Source organism: Burkholderia pyrrocinia (assembly GCF_018417535.1).
Lineage (GTDB): Bacteria > Pseudomonadota > Gammaproteobacteria > Burkholderiales > Burkholderiaceae > Burkholderia > Burkholderia pyrrocinia_E.
On sequence record NZ_CP070977.1, the window covers coordinates 340,769 to 359,640 of the forward strand.

Annotated in this window: 16 protein-coding genes and 1 tRNA gene; 14 read left to right on the forward strand and 3 right to left on the reverse strand. The window is 67.8% G+C overall.

Going from position 1 to position 18,872, the window contains the following annotated elements; genetic code table 11:
• Positions 1-68 precede the first annotated feature (68 nt).
• From hutH to JYG32_RS01685, 10 genes are all read left to right on the forward strand, one after another.
• The gene (gene hutH, locus JYG32_RS01640) at positions 69-1,592 is read left to right on the forward strand and encodes a histidine ammonia-lyase (RefSeq protein WP_174382892.1); all 1,524 of its coding nucleotides are present in this window, start codon (positions 69-71) and stop codon (positions 1,590-1,592) included.
• Positions 1,593-1,596: 4 nt separating this feature from the next.
• Positions 1,597-2,292, forward strand: a complete 696-nt coding sequence (hutC, locus tag JYG32_RS01645; protein ID WP_047898531.1) for a histidine utilization repressor — start codon at positions 1,597-1,599, stop codon at positions 2,290-2,292.
• 39 nt (positions 2,293-2,331) lie between these two features.
• Positions 2,332-4,020, forward strand: coding sequence for a urocanate hydratase (hutU, locus tag JYG32_RS01650; RefSeq protein WP_213264452.1), 1,689 nt, complete (start codon positions 2,332-2,334; stop codon positions 4,018-4,020).
• A 2-nt stretch (positions 4,021-4,022) separates the two neighbouring features.
• A complete protein-coding gene (locus tag JYG32_RS01655; protein WP_213264453.1) occupies positions 4,023-4,646 on the forward strand; it encodes a HutD/Ves family protein in 624 nt (207 codons plus the stop codon).
• Between the two features lie 4 nt (positions 4,647-4,650).
• Positions 4,651-5,874 (forward strand): imidazolonepropionase, encoded by a 1,224-nt coding sequence (gene hutI / locus JYG32_RS01660; RefSeq protein WP_213264454.1) that lies wholly within the window; start codon positions 4,651-4,653, stop codon positions 5,872-5,874.
• A 153-nt stretch (positions 5,875-6,027) separates the two neighbouring features.
• Positions 6,028-7,404: a formimidoylglutamate deiminase gene (locus JYG32_RS01665; protein WP_213264455.1), complete on the forward strand. Its 1,377-nt coding sequence runs from the start codon at positions 6,028-6,030 to the stop codon at positions 7,402-7,404.
• A gap of 59 nt (positions 7,405-7,463) precedes the next feature.
• The gene (gene hutG / locus JYG32_RS01670) at positions 7,464-8,261 is read left to right on the forward strand and encodes an N-formylglutamate deformylase (RefSeq protein ID WP_174382887.1); all 798 of its coding nucleotides are present in this window, start codon (positions 7,464-7,466) and stop codon (positions 8,259-8,261) included.
• A gap of 750 nt (positions 8,262-9,011) precedes the next feature.
• On the forward strand, positions 9,012-9,818 hold the full coding sequence (locus JYG32_RS01675) for a gamma-glutamyl-gamma-aminobutyrate hydrolase family protein (protein ID WP_213264456.1): 807 nt from the start codon (positions 9,012-9,014) through the stop codon (positions 9,816-9,818).
• Positions 9,819-9,830: 12 nt separating this feature from the next.
• A complete protein-coding gene (locus tag JYG32_RS01680; protein WP_213264457.1) occupies positions 9,831-11,168 on the forward strand; it encodes a glutamine synthetase family protein in 1,338 nt (445 codons plus the stop codon).
• Between the two features lie 28 nt (positions 11,169-11,196).
• On the forward strand, positions 11,197-12,603 hold the full coding sequence (locus JYG32_RS01685; RefSeq protein ID WP_213264458.1) for an aspartate aminotransferase family protein: 1,407 nt from the start codon (positions 11,197-11,199) through the stop codon (positions 12,601-12,603).
• Between the two features lie 126 nt (positions 12,604-12,729).
• On the opposite strand, the gene JYG32_RS01690 is transcribed toward JYG32_RS01685, so the two are convergent.
• Positions 12,730-12,804 (reverse strand) — tRNA-Val (locus JYG32_RS01690).
• Positions 12,805-12,886: 82 nt separating this feature from the next.
• The gene (locus tag JYG32_RS01695; RefSeq protein ID WP_174382883.1) at positions 12,887-13,369 is read right to left on the reverse strand and encodes an Lrp/AsnC family transcriptional regulator; all 483 of its coding nucleotides are present in this window, start codon (positions 13,367-13,369) and stop codon (positions 12,887-12,889) included.
• A 191-nt stretch (positions 13,370-13,560) separates the two neighbouring features.
• On the opposite strand from JYG32_RS01695, the gene JYG32_RS01700 reads away from it, so the two are divergent.
• From JYG32_RS01700 to JYG32_RS01715, 4 genes are all read left to right on the forward strand, one after another.
• Positions 13,561-14,775 carry an amino acid aminotransferase gene (locus JYG32_RS01700; RefSeq protein ID WP_213265353.1) on the forward strand — a complete coding sequence of 405 codons (1,215 nt, stop codon included), beginning with the start codon at positions 13,561-13,563 and terminating at the stop codon, positions 14,773-14,775.
• A 31-nt stretch (positions 14,776-14,806) separates the two neighbouring features.
• Positions 14,807-15,193, forward strand: a complete 387-nt coding sequence (locus tag JYG32_RS01705) for a RidA family protein (protein WP_213264459.1) — start codon at positions 14,807-14,809, stop codon at positions 15,191-15,193.
• Positions 15,194-15,264: 71 nt separating this feature from the next.
• Entirely contained in the window at positions 15,265-16,335 is a 1,071-nt protein-coding gene (locus JYG32_RS01710; RefSeq protein ID WP_433960838.1) for a porin, read from the forward strand.
• A gap of 91 nt (positions 16,336-16,426) precedes the next feature.
• On the forward strand, positions 16,427-17,845 hold the full coding sequence (locus tag JYG32_RS01715; RefSeq protein ID WP_213264460.1) for an amino acid permease: 1,419 nt from the start codon (positions 16,427-16,429) through the stop codon (positions 17,843-17,845).
• Between the two features lie 18 nt (positions 17,846-17,863).
• Here the strand turns inward: JYG32_RS01715 and JYG32_RS01720 are convergent, their stop codons facing one another.
• On the reverse strand, positions 17,864-18,766 hold the full coding sequence (locus JYG32_RS01720) for a LysR family transcriptional regulator (protein WP_213264461.1): 903 nt from the start codon (positions 18,764-18,766) through the stop codon (positions 17,864-17,866).
• Between the last annotated feature and the right edge of the window lie 106 nt (positions 18,767-18,872).

Sequence of the window (18,872 nt, forward strand, 5' to 3'; positions counted from 1 at the left end):
GTTGTCTAGACAAGTTCGGGTGGCTACACTTCAATCCATTCCGAACTTGTCTAGACAGGATTGCTCACATGATTACGTTGACCCCCGGCCACCTGACCCTCCCGCAACTGCGCCAGATCGCACGCGAATCCGTGCAGCTGACGCTCGACCCGGCCAGCTTCGCGAAGATCGACGCCGGCGCGAAGGCCGTCGCCGACATCGCCGCGAAGGGCGAGCCGGCCTACGGCATCAACACGGGCTTCGGCCGCCTGGCCAGCACGCACATCCCGCACGACCAGCTCGAGCTGCTGCAGAAGAACCTCGTGCTGTCGCACGCGGTCGGCGTCGGCGAGCCGATGGCACGTTCGTCGGTGCGCCTGCTGATGGCGCTGAAGCTGTCGAGCCTCGGCCGTGGCCACTCGGGCATCCGCCGCGAAGTGATGGACGCGCTGATCAAGCTGTTCAACGCGGACGTGCTGCCGCTGATCCCGGTGAAGGGCTCGGTCGGCGCGTCGGGCGACCTCGCGCCGCTCGCGCACATGTCGGCCGTGCTGCTTGGCGTCGGCGAAGTGTTCATCCGCGGCGAACGTGCCAGCGCGCTCGACGGTCTGCGCGTCGCGGGCCTCGCGCCGCTGACGCTGCAGGCGAAGGAAGGCCTCGCGCTGCTGAACGGCACGCAGGCGTCGACCGCGCTGGCGCTCGACAACATGTTCTCGATCGAAGACCTGTACCGCACCGCGATCGTCGCGGGCGCGCTGTCGGTCGACGCGGCAGCCGGCTCGGTGAAGCCGTTCGACGCGCGCATCCACGAACTTCGCGGCCATCAAGGCCAGATCGATGCGGCCGCGTCCTATCGCGAACTGCTCGAAGGCTCGCCGATCAACCAGTCGCACCGCGACTGCGACAAGGTGCAGGATCCGTACAGCCTGCGCTGCCAGCCGCAGGTGATGGGCGCGTGCCTGGACCAGATGCGCCATGCGGCCGACGTGCTGCTGATCGAAGCGAACGCCGTGTCGGACAACCCGCTGATTTTCCCGGACACCGGCGAAGTGCTGTCGGGCGGCAACTTCCACGCGGAACCCGTCGCGTTCGCGGCCGACAATCTCGCGCTCGCCGCAGCGGAAATCGGCGCGCTGGCCGAACGCCGCATCGCGCTCCTGATCGACGCGACGCTGTCGGGCCTGCCCCCGTTCCTCGTGCGGGACGGCGGCGTGAACTCGGGCTTCATGATCGCGCACGTGACGGCTGCCGCGCTGGCGTCGGAAAACAAGACGCTCGCCCACCCGGCGTCGGTCGATTCGCTGCCGACCTCGGCGAACCAGGAAGACCACGTGTCGATGGCGACGTTCGCTGCACGCAAGCTCGCCGACATCGCGGACAACACGAAGCACATCCTCGCGATCGAACTGCTGGCTGCTGCGCAGGGCGTCGACCTGCGCGCGCCGTATCACACGAGCCCGAAGCTGGCGCCCGTGATGGAAACGATTCGCGGCAAGGTCGCGCACTACGAACTCGACCACTATTTCGCACCGGACATCGCGGCGATCGCGAAGCTGGTCGGCGAGCGCGCGTTCGCGACGGTCAGCCCGTTCTCGTTCGCGTCGGAACAGTAAGCCCATGAGCGCGCCGGTCTACCAGGAGATCAAGGATTTCATCCTGGGCCGCATCCACGCCGGCGAGTGGGAGGAGGGCGACCAGGTGCCGTCCGAGAACGAGCTGGCACGCGAGTTCAAGGTCGCGCGCATGACCGTCAACCGCGCGCTGCGCGAGTTGACGGCCGAGCAGGTGCTCACGCGCATGAAGGGCGCCGGCACCTACGTCGCGCGGCCGAAGTACGAGTCGACGCTGGTGGCGATCCGCAGCATCTCGGAGGAGGTCGGCGCACGCGGGCATGCGTATCACGCCAGCGTGCTCGGCCTCGACACGATCCGCGCCGACGAGGCGCTCGCCGACGAGATGCAGGTGGCCGTGCGCGCGAAGCTGTTTCATTCGCAGGTGCTGCACTTCGAGAACGACGAGCCGGTGCAGCTTGAAGAACGATGGGTGAATCCGGCGGTCGCGCCGGATTACGCCGAGCAGGATTTCACGAACACGACGCCGAACCTGTACCTGATGCGCGCAGCCCCGCTGCAGCGCGTCGAGTACCGGATCGAAGCGGCGGCCCCGGCGCCGGAGCGGCGCGAGCAGCTGCGGATGGACGACGTCGAGCCGTGTCTGGTTTTACATCGGCGCACCTGGTCGCAGGGCGTCGTCGCCTCGGTGGCGAATCTGTGGCATCCCGGCAGCCGTTATCGCTTCACCGGGCATTTCTGATTCCTATTTGATAGTCATTTTCCTTCGGGAGCAGTCGTCATGAACCATCCGAAACACATCGATCCCCGTCTCGATCCGACGCGCACGATCCGCGCGCCGCGCGGCAGCGAGAAGACCTGCAAGACCTGGCTGGCCGAAGCGGCGTACCGGATGATCCAGAACAACCTGGATCCGGAAGTCGCCGAGCACCCGCACGCGCTCGTCGTGTACGGCGGCATCGGCCGCGCGGCGCGCAACTGGGAATGCTACGACCAGATCCTCGCGTCGCTGAAGGATCTCGAAGAGAACGAGACGCTGCTGATTCAATCGGGCAAGCCGGTCGGTGTGTTCCGCACGCACAAGGATGCGCCGCGCGTGCTGCTCGCGAACTCGAACCTCGTGCCGCACTGGGCGACGTGGGACCACTTCCACGAGCTCGACCGCAAGGGCCTGATGATGTACGGCCAGATGACGGCCGGCAGCTGGATCTACATCGGCAGCCAGGGCATCGTGCAGGGCACCTATGAAACGTTCTTCTCGGTCGCGAACCAGCACTTCAACGGCGATCCGTCGCGCCGCTGGATCCTGACGGGCGGCCTCGGCGGGATGGGCGGTGCGCAGCCGCTCGCCGCGACGATGGCAGGCTTTTCGATGATCGCGGTCGAATGCGACGAGACGCGCATCGACTTCCGCCTGAAGACGCGTTATGTCGACAAGAAGGCGACGACGCTCGACGAGGCGCTCGGCATGATCGAGGAAGCGAAGCGCACGGGCAAGCCCGTGTCGATCGGCCTGCTCGGCAACGCGGCCGACGTGTTCGCGGAACTCGTCGAGCGCGGCATCACGCCGGACTGCGTGACCGACCAGACGAGCGCGCACGACCCGATCAACGGCTACCTGCCGCAGGGCTGGACCGTCGCGCAATGGCGCGAAGCGCAGAAGGTCGATCCGCAGAGCATCGTGAAGGTCGCGAAGCAGTCGATGGCCGTCCAGGTGCGTGCGATGCTGGCGCTGCAGGACCGCGGCGCGGCGACGCTCGACTACGGCAACAACATCCGCCAGATGGCGCTGGAAATGGGCGTCGAGAACGCGTTCGACTTCCCGGGCTTCGTGCCAGCATACATCCGCCCGCTGTTCTGCGAAGGCAAGGGCCCGTTCCGCTGGGTCGCGCTGTCCGGCGATCCGGAAGACATCTACAAGACCGACCAGAAGGTGAAGGAGCTGATCCCCGACGATCCGCACCTGCACAACTGGCTCGACATGGCACGCGAGCGCATCGCGTTCCAGGGCCTGCCGGCGCGGATCTGCTGGGTCGGCGTGAAGGATCGCTACCGCCTCGGCCAGGCGTTCAACGAGATGGTGAAGAACGGCGAACTGAAGGCACCGATCGTGATCGGCCGCGACCACCTCGACACGGGTTCGGTCGCGAGCCCGAACCGCGAGACGGAATCGATGAAGGACGGTTCGGACGCGGTCAGCGACTGGCCGCTGCTGAACGCACTGCTGAACACGGCAGGCGGCGCATCGTGGGTGTCGCTGCACCATGGCGGTGGCGTCGGCATGGGCTTCTCCCAGCACTCGGGCGTCGTGATCGTCGCCGACGGTACGGCTGAAGCGCACGAGCGTCTCGGTCGCGTGCTGCTGAACGACCCGGCAACGGGCGTGATGCGCCATGCGGATGCCGGCTACGAACTCGCGCAGCAGACGGCCCGCGAAGCCGGCCTGAAGCTGCCGATGCTCGGCCGCTGAGCATGACGGCGCTCGACCAGGCGCCGGTGAACGCGACGCTGGCCGCCGCGATGATCCGCGCCGCGGATCTCGTCGCGTCGCCGTGGAAGAACGGCGGCGGCGTGACGCGCGAGATCGGCGCTTTCCCTCCCGGCGCCGCGCTCGACGCATTCGCGTGGCGCGTGAGCGTCGCGGACGTCGGCACGGCCGGGCCGTTCTCGCGTTTCGATGGTGTCGACCGCACGCTCGTGCTGCTGTCCGGCGCGGGCATGACGCTCGCCGAAGCGGACGGCACGCGCCACGAACTCGACGCGCCGCTGGCCCGTGCGGATTTCGCGGGCGAGACGGCGATCGACGCGACGCTGCATGACGGTGCGACGCGCGACTTCAACCTGATGACGCGCCGGTCGGCCGCGCGCGGCGCGCTCGACGTGTGGCGCGCAGGCGCGCACCGCATCGAGCGCGCCGATACCGTGCTGCTGTTTTGCGCGGCCGGTGCGGTCGGCGTCGAGATCGACGGCACGCATTACGCACTGGAAGAAATGGACACGCTGCGGCTCGACGGGCCGCGGCGTGCATTTGACGTCGTCGTGAGCGGGGGCGGCGCGCTGCTTGCCGTATCGCTCGCCATCGGCGAACGAGACTGAACGCATGAAACCGACTGTCTGGCATCACCTGAGGCTGTGTCCGCACGGCCATCCCGACGAGACGATCGACGATGCGGCGATCGTCGTCGACGAAACCGGCACGATCGTCTGGCTCGGCGCGTTCTCCGCGCTGCCGCACGGTTATGCGCACTGGCAGCGCGAGGATCTGCACGGCGCGTGGGTGACGCCGGGCCTCGTCGATTGCCATACGCACCTCGTGTACGGCGGCACGCGTGCCGACGAATTCGCGCAGCGCCTCGCGGGCGTCAGCTACGAGGAAATCGCGCGGCAGGGCGGCGGGATCGTGTCGACGGTGCGCGCGACGCGCGCGGCCGACGAGACGACGCTGTTCGTGCAGGCCGCCGCGCGCCTGCAGCCGCTGCTTGCCGAAGGCGTGACCGCGATCGAGATCAAGTCGGGTTACGGGCTCGACCTCGCGAGCGAACGCAAGATGCTGCGCGTCGCGCGCCAGCTCGGCGAGCGCTTCCCGGTCACCGTCTACACGACCTTCCTCGGTGCGCATGCGCTGCCGCCCGAATACGCGGGCCGTGCGGATGCGTATATCGACGAAGTGTGCGAGCGGATGCTGCCGGCGCTGGCCGGCGAGGGCCTCGTCGACGCGGTCGACGTGTTCTGCGAACGCATCGGCTTTTCGCTCGCGCAGACCGAGCGGGTGTTCGAGGTCGCGACGCGGCGCGGACTGCCCGTGAAGCTGCATGCGGAGCAACTGTCGAACGCGGGCGGCACGGCGCTCGCCGCGCGCTACCGCGCACTGTCCGCCGATCACCTCGAATTTCTCGACGAAGCCGGCATCGAGGCGATGAAGGCGGCCGGCACGGTCGCCGTGCTGTTGCCCGGCGCGTACTACTTCATCCGCGAAACGCAACTGCCGCCGATCGAGCTGCTGCGCAAGCACGGCGTGCCGATCGCGCTCGCGACCGATCACAACCCCGGCACGTCGCCGCTCGAATCGTTGCTGCTGACGTTGAACCTTGGCTGCACGCTGTTCCGCATGACGGTGCCCGAGGTGCTGCAGGGCGTGACGCGCCACGCGGCCGCGGCGCTCGGCCGCGCGGATCGCCACGGCGCGCTCGAGGTCGGCCGTCAGGCCGACTTCGCCGCATGGTCGGTCGGCTCGCTGTCGGAGCTCGCTTACTGGATCGGCCGGCCGCTGTGCGAGCAGGTCGTACGCGGCGGCACGACCGTGTTTCGCCGGATCAACGGATAGTTTTGCATGGGACCGGACCGAGCGCTGAAGCGTGTTGCGGTCTGGTCGACTGCAGCGGGGCACGAGCAAGCGCGGAAGCACCGGCCCCTGCCAACCGTGGAATGGGACCAGACCAAACGCCGGGGCGTCGATTCTGGTCGATAAGGACTCGCAATGACCAATTCAATGTTGTTCGCGGACCACGCCTACCTGCCCGATGGCTGGCGCCGCAATGTGCTGCTGCGCTGGGACGCGGCCGGCACGCTGACCGACGTGACGCCCGACACCGACGCGCCGGCAGGCGTCGCACGTGCGGCCGGGCCGGTGCTGCCCGGCATGCCGAACCTGCATTCGCACGCGTTCCAGCGCGCGATGGCCGGGCTCACCGAATACCGCGCGAATCCCGCCGACAGCTTCTGGAGCTGGCGCGACCTGATGTACCGCTTCGCGCTGAAGATCACGCCCGACGCGCTCGCGGCGATCGCACGCTGGCTGTATGTCGAGATGCTCAAGTGCGGCTACACGTCGGTGTGCGAATTCCACTACGTGCATCACGCGCAGGACGGTTCCCGTTATCCGCAGATCGCGGAACTCGGCACGCGCGTGGTCGATGCCGCGCGCTCGGCCGGCATCGGCATCACGATGCTGCCCGTGTCGTACCAGTTCGCGGGCTTCGGCAACAAGCCGCCGCGCGACGACCAGCGCCGCTTCATCAACACGCCCGAAGGCCTGCTCGAACTGCTCGACGTCATGCGTCGCGCCGCACCCGAGCACGGCGGGCTGCGCTACGGCGTCGCGCCGCATTCGCTGCGCGCAGTGTCCGAGAACGGGCTGCGCGCGCTGATCGACGGGCTGCCCGACGACGCGCCCGTGCATATCCATATCGCCGAGCAGACGGCCGAAGTCGACGACTGCGTTCGTGCATACGGCGCACGGCCCGTACAATGGCTGCTCGATCGTTTCGACGTCGATGCGCGCTGGTGCCTCGTGCACGCGACGCATGTCGACGCGGCCGAAACCGCCGCGCTCGCGCAGCGGCGCGCGGTCGCCGGCCTGTGCCTGACGACCGAAGCGAACCTCGGCGACGGCGTGTTCCCGGCGGTCGACTATCTCGCGCAGGGCGGCGTGATCGGTGTCGGCTCCGACAGCCACGCGTCGGTCGACTGGCGCGCGGAGCTGCGCCTGCTCGAATACGGGCAGCGGCTCGTGCATCGCGCGCGCAACGTGCTGGCGAGCGACACGCAGGCGCATGTCGCCGATCGCCTGTTCGATGCATCGCTCGCGGGCGGCGCGCAGGCCAGCGGGCGGCGCGTCGGTGCGCTGCGCGAAGGCTGCCGCGCCGACTGGCTCGTGCTCGATCCCGATCATCCGGCGATCGCCGAACACGGCAGCGCGTCCTGGCTGTCGGGCATCGTGTTCGCCGAGCACGGCGAGACGCCCGTGCTCGACGTCTACACGGGCGGCGAGCGTGTCGTGAGCGGCCGCCGCCATCGCGACGAAGCCGCCGCGTATGCCGACTACCGCGCCGCGCTGGCGCAACTGCTGCGCTGACGCGCGGCAACCGGCACACGCCGCCCGCGTGCGCCGGCAGACTCTAACGGTGATGCGACATGACTGAACAACCGGCTGTATTCACGCTGAAGCAGGGCACGCTGCCGCTGCTGATCTCGATTCCGCACGCAGGCACGCACATCCCCGACGACATCGCCGCGACGATGACGCCCGACGCGCGCTTCGTCGACGATTGCGACTGGCATCTCGAGCGGCTGTACGGGTTCGCGGCAGGCCTCGGCGCATCGATCCTCGTGCCGTCGCATGCGCGTTACGTCGTCGACCTGAACCGACCGCCCGACAACGAGAACCTGTATCCGGGGCAGGACACGACAGGGCTCGTGCCGGTCGATACGTTCGACAAGGCGCCGCTGTATCCGGCGAACGCGCTGCCCGGCGACGACGAGATCATGCGTCGCCGCGACCGCTACTGGCGTCCGTATCACGACGCACTGCAACGCGAGGTCGCGCGCCTGAAGCGCGAGCACGGCCGCGTGCTCGTGTGGGAAGCGCATTCGATCCGCTCGCACGTGCCGCGCTTCTTCGAAGGCCGCCTGCCGGACTTCAACTTCGGCACGTCGAGCGGCGCGAGCGCGGCACCGGGTCTCGCGGAGGCACTGGCGGCGCGCGTGCTCGCACATGGCGGCTATACGGCCGCCGCGAACGGGCGCTTCAAGGGCGGCTACATCACGCGTCACTACGGCGTGCCCGACACCGGTGTCGAAGCCGTGCAGCTCGAGCTGTCGCAGATCACCTACATGGAAGAGACGCGTCCTTACGCGTACGACGAAGCCCGTGCAGCGCGGATTGTGCCGTTGCTGCAGACGCTCGTCGAAACCGCGCTCGCGCATCGCTGAGCACGGGCCGCCCGTTGCGGCGGCGCGGCGCAGCAACGGGCGGCAGCCCCGCGGCGCACAGCGTGTGCGCCGACGCAATGCACGACACGGCATCGATCCCGGCGATCGATGCCATTTTTTTCGTCTGATCGATATCGATATCGTCATCGGCACCTGAAAATTTGACGCAATTTTTAGGTGATATAAGCTGAATGTCAGGAAGTCGTCACGCGCGCACCGGCGGCGGAGCCATCGATCACGGCCGCACCGCGCCGGAATCCGTTGCGAGACACCTTGCCGACGTGTCGCCGCGCGGCTTTGCCGCATGCGCTTCATCGCGACACGTATCCTGCATTCATCAGTCAGTCGAGTACGATCGTGAAAGCCGTCAGCCCTTCGATACGCCGGACGCGAAGTCCGTCGGCGGGCGCGCCGCCTCAGGCCGGGCCGATCCGGCACGCTGATCGCGGCACGCGTGCCGCCCCTTTACGCGAGTCTCGTTTCTTCGCCATTTCCCATCGCGGCCTGCGCCGCTTCAACCTCGTGACCGCGCACGTGTTCAGCGCGGTGCAGTGCGACGGCAGCGCATCCTTGTTGCCCTAGCGTCCTTTTCCGCTTCCGTCCCGGGCCGCACCGCCTGTTGCCGCATCGTCCGCGCGGCGGGATCGCGCATGCCCATGCGTCGCGTCGTGGTGCGCGCGTGCGGCGCAACCGCGGACCTTCATCGTCCAGCGCGCGAACGTGCCGCGCGCGATCACCGGAGAGACGCCCATGCGTGCGCGCCCGATCGTAGCCGTCACCGCCGACCGCATCCTGCTCGGTGCGCATCCGAACCACACGGCGGGCGAGAAGTACCTGGCCGCGCTCGTCGACGGCGCCGGCGCGCTTGCGTTCGTGCTGCCCGCGCTCGGCGCGCGCCAGCCGGCCGACGCGCTCGTCGCGGCGGTCGACGGGCTGCTGTTTACCGGCAGCTACTCGAACGTCGAGCCGCATCATTACGGCGGTGCCGAGAGCGCGCCCGACACGCTGCACGATCCCGCGCGCGATGCGACTGCGTTGCCGCTGATCCGCGCGGCGATCGACGCGGGCGTGCCGGTGCTCGCGATCTGTCGCGGCATGCAGGAGCTGAACGTCGCGTACGGCGGCACGCTGCATCAGCGGCTGCACGCGACGACCGGCTTCGACGACCATCGCGAGCGGTCGGCCGATTCGCTCGAACGGCAGTACGGCCCCGCGCACGTCGTGCAGCTCGCGCCGGGCGGCCTGCTGCAGCGGGTCGCGCGCGGCGCAAACGAAGCGACGGTCAATTCGCTGCACGACCAGGGCATCGCGCATCTTGGCGCGGGGCTCGTCGTCGAAGCGAGCGCGCCCGACGGACTGGTCGAGGCCGTCAGCGTGCGCGGCGCGCGCGCGTTCGCGCTCGGCGTGCAGTGGCATCCCGAATGGCGCTTCGCGGAACAGCCGCTGTCGCGCGACATCTTCGCGGCATTCGGCGCGGCGTGCCGCGCGCGCATGACGCACCGCATTCATGCGGCCTGCGGCGCGATGCCGTCGCCGGCCGCATCCGACGTCGACTGAAAGAGGCCGATCATGCAACCCGAACTGAGCGAATTCCTGCGCCAGCACCGCATCACCGAGGTCGAGGCGATCATTCCCGACATGGCCGGCATTGCGCGCGGCAAGATCATTCCGCGCAACAAATTCGAGTCCGGCGAATCGATGCGCCTGCCGCAGGCCGTGATGGTTCAGACCGTCACCGGCGACTATCCGGAGGACGGCTCGCTGACCGGCGTGACCGATCCCGACATGGTGTGCGTGCCCGATCCGTCGACGATCTGCCTGATCCCGTGGGCCGTCGATCCGACCGCGCAGGTGATCCACGACTGCGTGCACTTCGACGGCTCGCCGGTCGAGATCTCGCCGCGCTACGTGCTGCGCCGCGTGCTCGACCTGTACCAGGCGAAGGGCTGGAAGCCCGTGGTCGCGCCCGAACTCGAGTTCTATCTGGTCGACATGAACGCCGATCCCGACCTGCCGCTGCGTCCACCCGTCGGCCGCACGGGGCGTGCGGAGACCGGCCGCCAGTCGTATTCGATCGAGGCCGTCAACGAGTTCGATCCGCTGTTCGAGGACATCTACGAGTACTGCGAGATGCAGGGCCTCGATATCGAGACGCTGATCCACGAAGTCGGCGCCGCACAGATGGAGATCAATTTCGTGCACGGCGATGCGCTGCCGCTGGCCGACCAGGTGTTCCTGTTCAAGCGCACGGTGCGCGAGGCCGCGCTGCGGCACAACATGTATGCGACGTTCATGGCGAAGCCGATGGAGGGCGAGCCGGGGTCCGCGATGCACATCCACCAGAGCCTCGCCGATGCGCGCACGGGGCGTAACCTGTTCGCCGAACAAGACGGCGCCGTGTCGCCGCTGTTCCACAGCTATCTCGCGGGGCTGCAGAAGTACACGCCGGCGCTGATGCCGATCTTCGCGCCGTACATCAACTCGTACCGCCGGCTGTCGCGCTTCATGGCCGCGCCGATCAACGTGCAGTGGGGCTACGACAACCGCACGGTCGGCTTCCGCATCCCGCAGTCGAGCCCCGTGGCGCGTCGCATCGAGAACCGGATTCCGGGCGTCGACTGCAACCCGTACCTCGCGTTCGCGGCGACGCTCGCGGCCGGCTATCTCGGGATGACGCAGCAGCTCGCGCCGACCGAGCCGATCGCATCGGACGGCTACGACCTGCCGTACCAGTTGCCGCGCAACCTCGAGGAAGGCATCTCGCTGATGGCCGCGTGCGAGCCGCTCGCCGGCATCCTCGGCGACAAGTTCGTGAAGGCCTACCTGGCGCTGAAGGAAACCGAATACGAAGCGTTCTTCCGCGTGATCAGCTCGTGGGAACGCAGGCATCTGCTGCTGCACGTATGAGCGTGCGGCACGGTTTTACGGAGGAAACATGACCGATCGAAACGAAGCCGTCTCATCACGACCGGCCGCGCACGCGACCGCCGAATACCGCGCGCTCGACGCCGCGCACCACATCCACCCGTTCTCGGACATGGGTGCGCTGAACCGCGCGGGCAGCCGCGTGATCGTGAAGGCCGACGGCGTCTACCTGTGGGACTCGGACGGCAACAAGGTCATCGACGGGATGGCCGGCCTCTGGTGCGTGAACGTCGGCTACGGCCGCAAGGAACTCGCCGATGCCGCGTATCGCCAGCTGCAGGAGCTGCCGTTCTACAACACGTTCTTCAAGACGACGCACCCGCCGGTGATCGAGCTTTCCGCGATGCTCGCGGAAGTGACGCCCGCCGGCTTCAACCACTTCTTCTATTGCAACAGCGGCTCGGAAGGCAACGACACCGTGCTGCGCCTCGTGCACCAGTACTGGCGCGTGCAGGGCAAGCCGCAGAAGAAGTACGTGATCTCGCGCAAGAACGGTTACCACGGCTCGACGATCGCGGGCGGCACGCTCGGCGGGATGGGCTACATGCACGAGCAGATGCCGTCGAAGGTCGAGCACATCGTGCACATCGACCAGCCGTATTTCTTCGGCGAAGCGCAGCCGGGCGAAACGCCGGAAGCGTTCGGCCTCGCTCGCGCGCAGCAGCTCGAAGCGAAGATTCTCGAACTCGGCGCGGAGAACGTCGCGGCGTTCATCGGCGAGCCGTTCCAGGGCGCGGGCGGCGTGATCTTCCCGCCGTCGACGTACTGGCCGGAAATCCAGCGGATCTGCCGCAAGTACGACATCCTGCTCGTCGCCGACGAGGTGATCGGCGGCTTCGGCCGTACCGGCGAATGGTTCGCACACCAGCACTTCGGCTTCGAGCCCGACCTGATCACGATGGCGAAGGGCCTCACGTCGGGTTATGTGCCGATGGGCGCGGTCGGGATTCACGAACGGGTTGCGCGGCCGATCATCGACAACGGCGAATTCAACCACGGCCTCACGTACTCGGGCCATCCGGTCGCCGCGGCCGTCGCGGTCGCGAACCTGAAAGTGCTGCGCGACGAAGGGATCGTCGAGCGCGTGAAGAACGACATCGGGCCGTATTTCCAGCGCCGGCTGCGCGACGCGCTGGGCGACCATCCGATCGTCGGGGAGATTGCGGGAGTGGGGCTGGTCGCCGGTGTTCAACTTGCGAGCGACCGCGGCCGGCGCGAGCGGTTCGGCGCGGATGTCGATATCGGCACGATCTGCCGCGACTTCTGCTTCAACGGCAACCTGATCATGCGTGCGACCGGCGACCGGATGCTGTTGTCGCCGCCGCTCGTGATCCGCGAGGCGGAGGTCGACGAGATCGTCGACAAGGCGACGCGCGCGTTCGACGCGACGGCGGAGCGGGTGGCGCGCGCGCGGTAAGCCGGCGCTGTGTGCGGATGCGGTGTCGCGTGGCGTCGGCACCGCTGGCCGGATGCGCGCGATTCGACGCGTGCAACGCCAAAACGAAAAGGGCCTGCGTCGTGAGACGCAGGCCCTTGAATTCTTTGGTGGGCGGTACTGGGATCGAACCAGTGACCCCTGCCGTGTGAAGGCAGTGCTCTACCGCTGAGCTAACCGCCCAAAGAAGCTAAAATTATGTCAGAGCTTTTGGGCTTCGTAAAGCCCTTTCTGCAAATTTTTTTCAGGTCCGCGCAACGATCGGTCAGCCGGCCGTCGACGGCTCGACGAGATCGAGGATCGATCCGTCGCGCTTGAGCGTCGCGAGCACGATGCTCGAATTGATCGACATCACGCCCGCGGCGCGGTGCAGCCGGTTGATCACGAAGTCCGAGTAGTGATCGAGGTCGCGCGCGCGCACCGTCAGCACGTAGTTCGATCCGCCCGTCACGATCTGCGCCGCGATGACTTCCGGCCACTGCTGGATCGCCTCCACGAACCGGTCGTGCCACTCGGGCACGTCCGGCCGCATCGACACATGCACGAGCGCCTCGAACGCGACGCCGACCTTCTTCGGCTCGATCGTGCAGCGATACCCCGAAATTTCGCCGCGCTCCTCCAGCAGCTTCACGCGCCGCAGGCACGCCGACGGCGACAGTGCGACCGCGTTCGCGAGGTCCTGATTGCTGATCCGTCCGTCACGTTCGAGGTGCCGGAGGATCCGCATGTCGGTTCGATCCAGAGCCATTTCGCAGAATCCGGTGAATTTGGAGATAGGAATCGCAGACTCTACTGCAATCGCGCCGGCTCGTCATCGAAAAGTGAAGCTCATTCTATTTCGTCCTCGATAACATGCGCCCCATGTCTCGACCGCACGGCCTGACGCAACGCGATGCCGCCGGTCGTGCCGCCGCCTTCAACCTTTACCGTCATTCCGCCATGTACGAACACATTCCCGCCTATCCGGGCGATCCGATCCTGTCGCTGTTCCAGGCGTTCCAGCAGGATGCGCATCCGCACAAGGTCAACCTGAGCATCGGCCTCTACTACGACGACGCGGGCCGGATTCCGGTGCTCGACAGCACGCGCATCGCGGCCGGGCGCTTGCGCGAAGCCGGCGCGCCGCATACGTATCTGCCGATGGAAGGGCTCGCCGCGTACCGGCAGGGCGTACAGCGTCTCGTGTTCGGCGCCGATTGCGCGGCGCTCGAGGAAGGGCGCATCGCGACGCTGCAGACGCTCGGCGGATCGGGCGCGATCCGGCTCGGCGCGGAATTCGTGAAGCGCTATTTCCCCGACAGCGCGATCTGGATCAGCGACCCGACGTGGGACAACCACCGCGTGATCTTCTCGGCGGCCGGCCTCGACGTGCACACGTATCCGTATTACGACGAAGCGCGCAACGACATCCGCGTCGACGCGATGCTCGCGACGCTCGACGCGTTGCCGGCGCGCAGCGTCGTGCTGCTGCAGCCGTGCTGCCACAACCCGACGGGGCTCGACCTGAACCGCGACGCGTGGCGCGCGGTGATCGACGTGCTCGCGCGGCGCGGGCTGATTCCGTTCCTCGACATGGCGTACCAGGGTTTCGGCGACGGGCTCGCCGACGACGCATGGGCCGTGCGCGCGATCGTCGATGCGGGGCTGCCCGCGATCGTCGGCAACTCGTTCTCGAAGAATTTCTCGCTGTACGGCGAGCGCGTCGGCGGGCTGTCGATCGTCTGCGCGAGCGCGGGCGAGGCCGCGACGGTGCTGAGCCAGTTGCAGGCCGGCGTGCGCCGCACCTATTCGAGCCCGCCGCTGTTCGGTGCGCAGCTCGTGTCGACGGTGCTGAACGACGACGCGCTGCGTGCGGGCTGGGAAGACGAGGTCGCACAGGTGCGCAAGCGCATCAAGCGGATGCGCGGCGAACTGAAGGCGCGGCTCGATGCGCGCCTGCCGGGCCGCGCGTTCGACGCACTCGTCGCGCAGCGCGGGATGTTCAGCTACACGGGCATCGCTGCAGCCGACGTCGACCGGCTGCGCGCATCGCACGGCGTCTATCTGCTGCGCTCGGGCCGCATGTGCATCGCGGGCCTGAACGACGCGAACGTCGACCATGTCGCGAACGCGATCGCCGACGTGCTCGGCGGTGCGTCGCGCCAGGCCGCCTGAGCTTCCCGATCCCGATCCGAAGGAGGACACGATGGCTGAAACGATTCCGGTCGACTTGCCGCAGCTCGCGCAACCGTTCTCGTGGGCGACCCGCGCGTGCGGGCTGATGTTTACCGGTCACGGGCCGGTCGATGCGTCCGGCGCGATCGTCGGCGACACGATGGCCGCGCAGGCGCGCATCACGCTCGCGAATCTCGCGAAGGCCGTCGCGGCGGCCGGCGCGACGATGGACGATGTCGCGCAGGTGCTCGTCTACCTGTCCGACGTGAAGGCGATGCCCGAATTCGACGCCGAATACCGGCGTCACTTCCGCGAACCGTATCCGAACCGGACGTGCGTCGGCGTGCAGGGCTTCGCGCATCCGGCGATGCGCGTCGAGCTCGTCGCGTACGTCGCGCTGCCGGCGGTGCGCACCTAGCAGGAACGCCGCGTTGCGCGGTGGGCAGTTACCACAATCATCAAGAAACGAGAACAGGACTGGAGGAGAACATGATGAAAATCTTTCGATTCGCACTGCCAATGATGGCGGGCGCGCTCGCCGCAAGCAGCGCGATGGCGCAGGGCAGCGTGACGCTGTACGGCATCGTCGACCAGAGCATCCGCTACACGACACATGCCGACGCATCGAACGATGCGGTCGTGCAGATGACCAACGGCGCGATCACGAACAGCCGCTGGGGGCTGAAGGGCAGCGAAGCGCTCGGCGGCGGGCTGAAGGCGATCTTCCGGTTGGAGAGCGGCTTCGAGCCGCAGAACGGGCAGCTCGACGGCGCGCTGTTCGGCCGCTACGCATACGTCGGCCTCGCGAGCGACTGGGGTACCGTGAAGCTCGGCCGCCAGGCGACCGAGGCGTTCAACCTGTTCGGCGATCTCGATCCGCTGACGGTCGGCAACTACACGGCCAACATGTGGCCGTACTTCCTCACGCAAGGCCGCGCGAGCAACGTCGTCAGCTACGACGGCACGTTCGGCGGGCTGAACGTCGGCGCGAGCTACGGCTTCGGCGGCGTTGCGGGCAGCCTCGGCGCGAACGCATACTGGGGCACGCACGTGTCGTACACGCAGGGCGGGCTGATGGTCGGCGCGACGTACCAGCAGGTGCGCGACCTGAACAGCCGCGCGCAGCAGGCCTGGGGCGCGGGCGCGCGCTACGCGTTCGGCGCGGCGACGCTGTACGCGGGTTATCTCGGCGGCATCGACCGCACGGGCGTGCTTGACGAGGCGCTGTTGAACGCGTCGGGCCGCCAGGTGAGCTACGGTTCGTTCGCGGACAACCCGCGCCGCGACGCGATCTTCTACACGGGCGCGAGCGTCAAGGTCACGCCGGCCGTGTCGGTGACGGGCGTCGCGTATTACGACGACATCCGCAACGTCAACGGGATCGCCGGCAACGGCGGCAAGCGCTATACGGGCGTGATCGAGGCGGAGTACGCGCTGTCGAAGGCGACCCAGGTCTACGCGACGGTCGACTACAACCGCGTGACTGGCGGCGCGTTCACCGAAATGCCCGGGCGCGGCAACCAGACGGGCGTCGCGGCCGGCCTGCGCCATCTGTTCTGAACCCGCGGCGCGCGGCGGCCGGCCGGTCCGGCGCCGGCCCGCGCGCCGCCGACGTTTCGACCGGACAATCGCTTTCGAACGAGGTCACTCGATGCAACCAGAAGGGCAATTCCAGCATATCGCGGCGCGCGAGCAAGGCCTGCGCCGCACGCTTTCCGCACGGCAGATGGCGATGATCGCGATCGGCGGCGCCATCGGCACCGGCCTCTTTCTCGGCAGCGGCTTCGCGATCGGCTTCGCGGGTCCGAGCGTGCTCGTCAGCTATGCGATCGGCGCGTTCATCTCGCTGCTGCTGATGGGCTGTCTCGCCGAGATGACGGTCGCGCACCCGACATCCGGTTCGTTCGGCGCATACGCCGAACATTACGTGAGCCCGTGGGCCGGGTTCCTCGTGCGCTACGCGTACTGGGCGTGCATCGTGCTCGCGGTCGGCACCGAGGTCACCGCGATCGCGCTGTACATGAAGTACTGGCTCCCCGGCGTGCCGGGCTGGCTGTGGATCGTCGGTTTCTCGGCGCTGCTGGTATTCGTCAACGCGCGCAGCGTCGACGTGTTCGGCGCGGTCGAATACGGCTTCTCGGTCGTGAAGATCGCGGCGATCGTCGGCTTCATCGTGCTCGGCGCGTATGTCGTGTTCGGCAATCCGGGGCTGGTCGGCGACGGCACGGCACGCGCGGGCTTCCACCATTACACGGATCGCGGCGGCTTCTTTCCGAAGGGCCTGTGGGGGACGTGGGTTGCGGTGATCGTGTCGATCTTCAGCTACCTGAGCATCGAGATGATCGCGGTCGCGGCCGGCGAAGCGGAGGATCCCGAGCGTGCGGTCACGCGTGCGTTCCGCTCGACCATCGTGCGGCTCGTGCTGTTCTACCTCGTCACGCTCGCGCTGATGCTCGCGATCGTCCCGTGGACGGCGGCGGGGCGCGACGAAAGCCCGTTCGTGAAGGTGATGGAGGCGATCCACCTGCCGGGCGCGGCCGGGCTGATCAACTTCGTCGTGCTGGTTGCCGCGCTGTCCGCGATGAACAGCCAGCTCTACATCACGACGCGGATGATGTTCAGCCTGTCGCGCGCGGGGCACGCGCCGAAGGCGCTCGGCGAAGTGAACGCGCGCGGCGTGCCGTTCGGCGCGCTGATGCTGTCGACGCTCGGCATCGCGCTCGCGACGGTGCTGAGCGTGCTGTATCCGGACGCGTCGTTCACGATCATGATGGCGGTGTCGATGTTCGGCGCGCTGTTCACGTGGATGATGATCTTCGTCACGCATTACTGCTTCCGGCGGCGCCGCGCGGCGCTCGGCCTGCCGGCGCCCGCGTTCCGGATGCGCGGCTTCCCGCTGCTGACGCTGCTCGGTGCGGGCCTGATGCTCGCGGTGATGGTGACGACCTACTTCACGGCCGAATTCCACATGACGCTGATCTTCGGCATCCCGTTCCTGGTCGCGCTGTCGGTCGTGTACGCGGTGTGGTATCGGCGTGCGCGGCCGGTGCTGCAGCCCGAAGCGAAATAGCGAAGGGCGGCCGCCTGCTCAGCCCGCGAGCGCGGGCAGCGCGTCGATCGATGCGCGCACGTAGTCGGCGAAGCGCAGCGCCACCGGTTCGGCGGTGCCGCTGCGCTTCAGTGCGAGCGTGCGCGATTCGAGCGATGCGTCCTTCAGCGGCCGGAACGCGAGCCGGTCGCTTTTCACCTGCTGCAGCACGCGCGGCACCAGCGCGACGCCCATCCCGAACTCGATCATCGACAGGATCGTCTGCCACAGCCGCGCCTCGTGGCGGATCAGCGGGCTGAATCCCGCGTTCACGCACTGCGCGATGATCAGGTCGTGATAGTGCGGCGCGGCTTCGCGCGGGAACAGGATGAACGGTTCCGCCGCGAGCGCGGCGAGCGCGACCTGCCTGCGCCGCGCGAGCGGATGCGCGGCCGGCAGGCAGCACACGAACGGTTCCGCGTAGACGGGCACCGATTCGACCTCGGGCGGGAAGTGGCCCCAGTGCGCATAGCCGAGATCGATCTGGCCGCGCTGGATCGCCTGCACCTGCGCCTGCGTGTTCATCTCGCTCAGCACGACCTCCACGCCCGGGTAGTCGGCCTCGAAGCGCCGCACCGCATCGGGCAGCCCGCGATACAGCATCGAATGGACGAAGCCGATTCGCAGCCGGCCCGCGAGGCCGGACGCGGAGCGCACCGTCAGGCGCTCGGCCTCGGCCGCCTGCAGCAGCAGCCGGCGCGCTTCGCCGAGCAGCACCTCGCCCGCGTTGGTCAGCGCGACGGTCTTGTTGGTGCGCGAGAAAAGCTGCACGCCGAGTGCGTCCTCGAACTTGCGGATGTCGAAACTCAGCGCTGGCTGCGAGATGAACAGGCGCTTCGCCGCGCGCCCGAAATGCAGTTCCTCGGCGACCGCCACGAAGTAGCGCAATTGCCTCAGTTCCATGGTGTCTCCTCCCGGCGTCGGCGTCGGCATCGATAAGCGATATCTATCGTACCGGATAAATCCTGTATTGGACGCTTATCGATCGCGCGCCTACGCTCTGCGGAAG

What these genes read in the sequence shown, in the direction of transcription:
- hutH (WP_174382892.1), top strand. Translation starts at nt 69, where the DNA reads ATGATTACGTTGACCCCCGGCCACCTGACCCTCCCGCAACTGCGCCAG.
- hutC (WP_047898531.1), top strand. Translation starts at nt 1,597, where the DNA reads ATGAGCGCGCCGGTCTACCAGGAGATCAAGGATTTCATCCTGGGCCGC.
- hutU (WP_213264452.1), top strand. Translation starts at nt 2,332, where the DNA reads ATGAACCATCCGAAACACATCGATCCCCGTCTCGATCCGACGCGCACG.
- JYG32_RS01655 (WP_213264453.1), top strand. Translation starts at nt 4,023, where the DNA reads ATGACGGCGCTCGACCAGGCGCCGGTGAACGCGACGCTGGCCGCCGCG.
- hutI (WP_213264454.1), top strand. Translation starts at nt 4,651, where the DNA reads ATGAAACCGACTGTCTGGCATCACCTGAGGCTGTGTCCGCACGGCCAT.
- JYG32_RS01665 (WP_213264455.1), top strand. Translation starts at nt 6,028, where the DNA reads ATGACCAATTCAATGTTGTTCGCGGACCACGCCTACCTGCCCGATGGC.
- hutG (WP_174382887.1), top strand. Translation starts at nt 7,464, where the DNA reads ATGACTGAACAACCGGCTGTATTCACGCTGAAGCAGGGCACGCTGCCG.
- JYG32_RS01675 (WP_213264456.1), top strand. Translation starts at nt 9,012, where the DNA reads ATGCGTGCGCGCCCGATCGTAGCCGTCACCGCCGACCGCATCCTGCTC.
- JYG32_RS01680 (WP_213264457.1), top strand. Translation starts at nt 9,831, where the DNA reads ATGCAACCCGAACTGAGCGAATTCCTGCGCCAGCACCGCATCACCGAG.
- JYG32_RS01685 (WP_213264458.1), top strand. Translation starts at nt 11,197, where the DNA reads ATGACCGATCGAAACGAAGCCGTCTCATCACGACCGGCCGCGCACGCG.
- JYG32_RS01695 (WP_174382883.1), bottom strand. Translation starts at nt 13,369, where the DNA reads ATGGCTCTGGATCGAACCGACATGCGGATCCTCCGGCACCTCGAACGT.
- JYG32_RS01700 (WP_213265353.1), top strand. Translation starts at nt 13,561, where the DNA reads ATGTACGAACACATTCCCGCCTATCCGGGCGATCCGATCCTGTCGCTG.
- JYG32_RS01705 (WP_213264459.1), top strand. Translation starts at nt 14,807, where the DNA reads ATGGCTGAAACGATTCCGGTCGACTTGCCGCAGCTCGCGCAACCGTTC.
- JYG32_RS01710 (WP_433960838.1), top strand. Translation starts at nt 15,265, where the DNA reads ATGATGAAAATCTTTCGATTCGCACTGCCAATGATGGCGGGCGCGCTC.
- JYG32_RS01715 (WP_213264460.1), top strand. Translation starts at nt 16,427, where the DNA reads ATGCAACCAGAAGGGCAATTCCAGCATATCGCGGCGCGCGAGCAAGGC.
- JYG32_RS01720 (WP_213264461.1), bottom strand. Translation starts at nt 18,766, where the DNA reads ATGGAACTGAGGCAATTGCGCTACTTCGTGGCGGTCGCCGAGGAACTG.